Origin of the sequence: Streptococcus sp. 544 (genome assembly GCF_013277385.1) — a bacterium.
Classification (GTDB): Bacteria; Bacillota; Bacilli; order Lactobacillales; family Streptococcaceae; genus Streptococcus; species Streptococcus mitis_BA.
Map to the genome: position 1 here is coordinate 71,594 of NZ_VMMU01000005.1, position 5,931 is coordinate 77,524.

Sequence of the window (5,931 nt, forward strand, 5' to 3'; positions counted from 1 at the left end):
TGCAACCTCAAAACGGTGTGTTGCGTAGCCTTCAACAAGCCTCCTAGTCCGCTCTGTGGTATTCATTGAGTCAACATCTCTTGTTTAAGAGCACAAAATCAGGAAATCTTCACGATTCCCTGATTTTTTCTATTTCCGTTTTCGTGTTGAACGACGTTCTGTCAAACCATGAGGTAAGAGAACTTCACGTTCTTCCAACTCTTCCTTGTGCATAATCTTGGTCAACATACGCATACTAATGGCACCAAGGTCATAAAGAGGTTGGGCAATCGTTGTCAAGTTTGGACGGGTAAAGCGTGAGATTTGTGAATCATCACTAGTAATAATTTCAAAATCTTCTGGCACAGAAACACCCTTATCAGCCAAACCGTTCAAGACTCCTGCTGCCAACTCATCACCTGTCACAACTGCTGCAGTTGCATTTGATGAAATCAAACGCTCTGCCAAGGCGTAACCATCATCATAGCTATACTTAGATTCAAATACCAAACCTTCACTATAAGCGATTCCTGCTTTCTTCAAGGCTTCCTTGTAGCCAACTAAACGAACCTTACCATTGATGTCATCCACTAGCGGACCGCTAACAAAAGCAATACGTTCATTTTCTTTAACAAGGTAACTCACTGCATCAATCGTTGCTTGCTTATAGTCAATGTTGACACTTGGCAACTGGTGCTCAACATCGACAGTTCCTGCGAGAACAATCGGAGTACGTGAACGCGAAAATTCTGAGCGAATTTTATCTGTCAAGTGATAACCCATAAAGATAATGCCATCTACCTGCTTTGAAAAGAGGGTATTGACAACAGAAACTTCTTTCTCGTTATCTTCATCGCTATTAGCTAGGACAATATTGTACTTGTACATTTCTGCAATATCATCAATCCCCTTAGCCAAACTCGAAAAATAACCATTGGTAATATTTGGAATCACAACACCAACAGTAGTTGTCTTTTTACTTGCAAGACCACGCGCAACTGCATTTGGACGATAATCCAAACGATCAATTACCTCTAGCACTTTTTTACGGGTATTCTCTTTTACATTTTTATTGCCATTGACCACACGGCTGACCGTCGCCATGGAAACACCCGCTTCACGAGCGACATCATAAATGGTTACTGTATCATCTGCATTCATTCCTTTTCCTGCCCTTTCTATCCCACACATTCTTTTACAAGTAGAGGCACCGATTGAAACTCTATATCTACTTACAAAAGTGAAGATGTGAAAATTTCGTTTTCATGTTTCTACTTATTCCATTCTATCACTAATTGTAAACACTTTCAAGTGTTTTTTGAAGATTGATTGAAAAAATTTCATAGAAAGCCTAGGTTTAGCTCTTGCTACCACCTTAGAGTAAACAAAAAGGAGGAAACCAAGCCCTCCTCAAGTTACAAAATTGTTTGATTAAATAATTTCAATTTTAGCACATAATGGTTTTCGCATTATGATAGTATCACAACCAACCAGATTCTTTCGCGATATTAGCTGCCTCTGTTCTATTACCTGCATCTAGTTTTGAAAGAATATTGGTGACATAGTTTCGGACTGTTCCGTTTGATAAATAAAGTTGATCTGCAATTTCTTGGTTAGAGAAGCCTTGAGCAATTCCCTTTAAAACGGCGATTTCTTGCTCTGTTAACGGATTGGGATGCGTCATCACCACTTCCATCAATTCAGGCGAATATTCCTTCCGTCCTTCTAGGACGGTGTGCAAGGTTTGCATGAGGTCTGCAATGTTTCTTTCTTTTAATACATAAGCATCTACTCCAGCCTTGACCGCACGTTCAAAATACCCAGGACGCTTGAAGGTCGTCACCACAACCACCTTTGTTTCTAGATTTACTGCTCGTATCCACTCCAAGACTTCAAGACCTGTCTTAACAGGCATTTCTACGTCAAGGATGGCAATATCCACAGACTCCTTTTCTAATAGTTGGATTGCTTCTTGCCCATTCTTGGCTTGAAAGACAGACTCTACATCCGGTTGAAGCGTGAGCAATTGACACATAGCATCTCGCAACATACTTTGATCTTCTGCGACTAATACTTTCATCTACTTTCTCTCCTTATAAGGTAGTCGAACCTGCACTTCCGTTGGATGTTTCTGACTGATTACACTTACTTCTCCTGAAAATGGAAGGATACGTTCTCGGACTGTATGGAGCTCATTACCCTTTATAGAAGCGAAACCACAGCCATCATCACTTACTGCTAGAATGAGTTCCTTCTCTGTCCGTTCTAATTTCAAGTAAGCTTTAGACGCATTGGCATGTTTGATGATATTGGTTACTAACTCAAGCAAAATCATGGAAGCCGTTGACTCCAATTCCTGAGTTAAGCTAGCTGTATCTAGTTGATTAGCTATTTCCACCTCAATTCCAGCAATTTCTAACATCTTTTTCACAGTCTCTAGTTCGGATGTCAAAGTTCTAGACTTAAGATTTTCCACAATGGTTCGCACTTCACGCATTGATTCTTTGCTAATTTGCTGTATTTCTCTTAATTCCTTTTCCACCTGTTGATAAGCCTGCATCTGTAATAACTGTAATGCTAAATCTGTCTTGACACTAAGCATAGCAAAAGTATGTCCCAGACTATCATGCAAATCTTGACCGATACGATTGCGCTCATTTTCTGCTAGCAATAGATTTATCTGGGCATTTTGCTTAGTCTGAGCTTCTTTCAAATCTTCCACAATACGAATCCGAACCAAGCCAAAAGTCATCAAATCGACAAAAGTAAGAATTACAAGCATATAGACTAGAAACTCAACTTCGATTCTCTGAAAAATCAAAAGTCGCCCCATAACAAGGACTTGAGCAAGGAGAAAACTCCAGACATGTAAAGACTTTAAACTACCTACGCCAAAATGATAAATTAAGAGATTGGAAAGGAAAAAGAAAAACCAGATATAATTCACAGCAACAAAGACGGTATTCCCAGCTACATAGACCAGCATGATCCCCCAGAAAAGCCAAGATAGGCGCTGGTTCTTAGTTATTAAAACACCCAAATACGTCACTACAAATAGAATATCAACCAATAAATGCCAGGCAGAAAGCCACCCAGTCACTACAGGTAGGATGGGGAAAATCATAAAAATTAAACTGGCCCAAAACATATAGTGTATGCTTTTCAGTCTTTCAAGCATTAAGCATTCTCCTTATGACCTTGAAGGTAAATGGTCAAACCAAACAAAACTGCTGAAAAAACAAGTAGATAAACTGTGGCTGATAGATTGATGCTACCCTCGTTTAAGAAGGTCTTGAGCAACTCCATCAACTGATAAGTTGGTAGGCACTTCCCGATTGCTTGCATCCAGTCTGGAAATAAAGAGATGGGCATCCAGAGTCCACCTAAAACAGCCAAGCCTAGATAGAGAAGATTGCCCACGACAGACATCAGCTGACTAGAAGGCAAGAGTGTCAAGGTCAAGCCAAGCGCTACAAAAGCTACACTTCCTACTATCAGCAAGAACGCAGCCCCAATCCAGCTTGCTAGAGGCATGTCTACACCTCTTACAAAATGTCCAACTGTAAAAACAACCAGAATTGAAACCAAATAATCAACCAGCATACTTGTTATCTTTGATAGATAATATTCTACCATATTTACAGGGCTATGACGCAATGTTTTCTGCCAGTTGTTCATCTTATCGGTATGTAAGACAGCTGGGAATGAAAAGATAGCGGTCGACATCATGGAAAAGGCAGTCATGGAGATGAGGTAATCACGCATAAAATTAGCCGGTCCACCTGGTGTGTCCTGGTACATGCCTGAAAAGAATAAATAGAAGGCTGTCGGCATCCCTACGGATAATAGATAATAGACTAATTGTCGTTTGGTCAATAGAAATTCTATCTTGTTTAGTGCGATCCATTGTTTCATCTTAGTCATCTCCCTTTTGTGTTTCTTCAAAGATTGTATCCAGCAAGCTACGATTATTGACTTCAATTTCTTGAATCCTACATCCTGCTCGGACTAATAGTTCCCAGAAAGCATTTGCCTCTCGTGTGACAACTTGCAGAGCATCTTGTTTTTGTACCCACCTTTCAACCAAGACTGACTTCTCAACGACTTCCTTGTAAGCCAGCGGAAGGATAAAATGCTTTTCAATCTCCTCACTACGCATAGCTAGAGGCGTCGTATCACGAATCAACTCTCCCTTATTCAAGACCAAGATTCGGTCCGCTGTATGCTCTACCTCTTCGATATAATGGGAGGAATAGAGAATGGTAACTCCCTTAGCTTTTAGTTCCTGAACAATTTCCCAAAAGCGTTGACGAGTTGAAGTATCCATGGCCGCAGTTGGCTCATCTAAAAAGACAAGTTTTGGTCGGCCAATCAAGGTCAAGACAAAAGAGAAAAGACGCTTTTGCCCACCTGACAATTTTTCTGCAAATTGCTCTTTCTGTTGCTGATCAAACTGCAATAGTTGATCGATTTCCTGGTTGCTCAAGGGATTTGGATAAATACTTTGAAAGAAAGCAATCAACTCTTTGACCTTTAATTTCTGAACGATAACATTTTCTTGAGGGAGATAGGATCTTGTGTAGTCTAACTGAGAACTCGTCACTGGCAAGCCTTGGATGGATACTTGACCGCTTGTGACCAGTTTATCTCCAAGCAAACAATCTAAGAGTGTTGTCTTCCCAGCTCCATTTGGACCAATTAAGGCAACACATTCACCATCGTTGATTTCAACGGAGATGTTCCGCAAAATCTCCTTGTCTTTTATTTTCTTACTCAATTTCTCAACTTTAATCACAGTCATGAGACTCTCCTTTCAACCACTCCATTCTCATAAGGAAAACGACGAAAATCATAAATCCAAACCCCAAAGCACCACGGATGAATTGGTGAAGGAAGGCTTGATCAAACCAACCTGTAAACATTTCTACCAACCATACCACTAGTGATAGTCCAATAAAAAGATAGAGAAACGCTTTTTTCATTTTTCAAACTCCTTTTTCACATCTGAGACTAATTTCAAACCTTCTCTAACAATCCAAGACATCATTCCAAATCCTGCAAATAGCTCCCAAGGAAAATGATAGAAATCTTCATCCAATCCTGAGAACATGAGATAAGTCATGACTCCTGCTGCTACTAAACTCATTGCGATAATCATTTTATTTCTCATCTCTTCTTCCTCCATTTCATACTACAATTATAGTCTTTTGAAATCAGAGGAGATAGAAGCTTCTGTCACTAAAAAATATGACAAATGTCATAAAAAATTCTGTTCAAAACAAGCAAGATACACTATACAATAAAACACAATTAGAAAAATCTAAGGCAACTTCCTCAAAAGAGATATCAAACCCAATTCACACCATAATGTAAACTAATACTTATTTAAAATCAAAAAGAGTAGAAATTTTTATCAGACAAACACATATATTATAAGTTGAACAAAACCCTTCTATTGCTTTCTTAAAAATTTATAAGAGTTATAAAATCCCTTGAATTCAATGTGTATACCTAAACTACGGTATTTATTGAAAAGACTGGAGACAAAAAGTATACGCTGCCAAAATGAATTACTGAAAATCAAAAAAGAGAGAACCAAACTGATTCTCTCTTAATGTATATAATATCTAGTTTTAAAAATACACACTCACATATCTCTGTAATATATCGGGAAGACAGGATTCGAACCTGCGACACCTTGGTCCCAAACCAAGTACTCTACCAAGCTGAGCTACTTCCCGAGTTAAATAGAAAAATGCACCCTAGAGGAGTCGAACCTCTAACCGCCTGATTCGTAGTCAGGTACTCTATCCAGTTGAGCTAAGGGTGCTCATTATATTATGCCGAGGACCGGAATCGAACCGGTACGATCGTTACCAATCGCAGGATTTTAAGTCCTGTGCGTCTGCCAGTTCCGCCACCCCGGCCTCTCCAAGCGAACGACGGGATTCG

The 5,931-nt window shown here is 39.6% G+C and carries 7 protein-coding genes and 3 tRNA genes; all 10 read right to left on the reverse strand.

Annotated features, from left to right (window positions below; all coding sequences use genetic code 11):
- Positions 1 to 129 precede the first annotated feature (129 nt).
- The 10 genes from ccpA to HT728_RS02690 all read right to left on the reverse strand — a co-directional run bounded on the left by ccpA (position 130) and on the right by HT728_RS02690 (position 5,906).
- Positions 130 to 1,140 (reverse strand): catabolite control protein A, encoded by a 1,011-nt coding sequence (ccpA, locus tag HT728_RS02645; RefSeq protein ID WP_173212244.1) that lies wholly within the window; start codon positions 1,138 to 1,140, stop codon positions 130 to 132.
- A gap of 319 nt (positions 1,141 to 1,459) precedes the next feature.
- Positions 1,460 to 2,059 carry a response regulator transcription factor gene (locus HT728_RS02650; RefSeq protein ID WP_173212246.1) on the reverse strand — a complete coding sequence of 200 codons (600 nt, stop codon included), beginning with the start codon at positions 2,057 to 2,059 and terminating at the stop codon, positions 1,460 to 1,462.
- Positions 2,060 to 3,157: a sensor histidine kinase gene (locus tag HT728_RS02655; protein ID WP_173212248.1), complete on the reverse strand. Its 1,098-nt coding sequence runs from the start codon at positions 3,155 to 3,157 to the stop codon at positions 2,060 to 2,062.
- A complete protein-coding gene (locus HT728_RS02660; protein WP_173212250.1) occupies positions 3,157 to 3,894 on the reverse strand; it encodes an ABC transporter permease in 738 nt (245 codons plus the stop codon). The genes HT728_RS02655 and HT728_RS02660 overlap by 1 nt, the downstream gene beginning before the upstream one ends.
- 1 nt (position 3,895) lies before the next feature.
- A complete protein-coding gene (locus HT728_RS02665) occupies positions 3,896 to 4,780 on the reverse strand; it encodes an ABC transporter ATP-binding protein (RefSeq protein WP_173233627.1) in 885 nt (294 codons plus the stop codon).
- Complete coding sequence (locus HT728_RS02670; RefSeq protein WP_173212254.1) at positions 4,767 to 4,961, reverse strand: hypothetical protein; 195 nt, start codon at positions 4,959 to 4,961, stop codon at positions 4,767 to 4,769. Before HT728_RS02670 ends, HT728_RS02665 begins: the two co-directional genes overlap by 14 nt.
- Positions 4,958 to 5,164 (reverse strand): hypothetical protein, encoded by a 207-nt coding sequence (locus HT728_RS02675; protein ID WP_173233629.1) that lies wholly within the window; start codon positions 5,162 to 5,164, stop codon positions 4,958 to 4,960. Before HT728_RS02675 ends, HT728_RS02670 begins: the two co-directional genes overlap by 4 nt.
- Positions 5,165 to 5,646: 482 nt before the next feature.
- Positions 5,647 to 5,720, reverse strand: a tRNA-Pro gene (locus HT728_RS02680).
- 15 nt (positions 5,721 to 5,735) lie between these two features.
- Positions 5,736 to 5,809, reverse strand: a tRNA-Arg gene (locus tag HT728_RS02685).
- 11 nt (positions 5,810 to 5,820) lie between these two features.
- Positions 5,821 to 5,906: transfer RNA gene (locus HT728_RS02690), tRNA-Leu, on the reverse strand.
- Between the last annotated feature and the right edge of the window lie 25 nt (positions 5,907 to 5,931).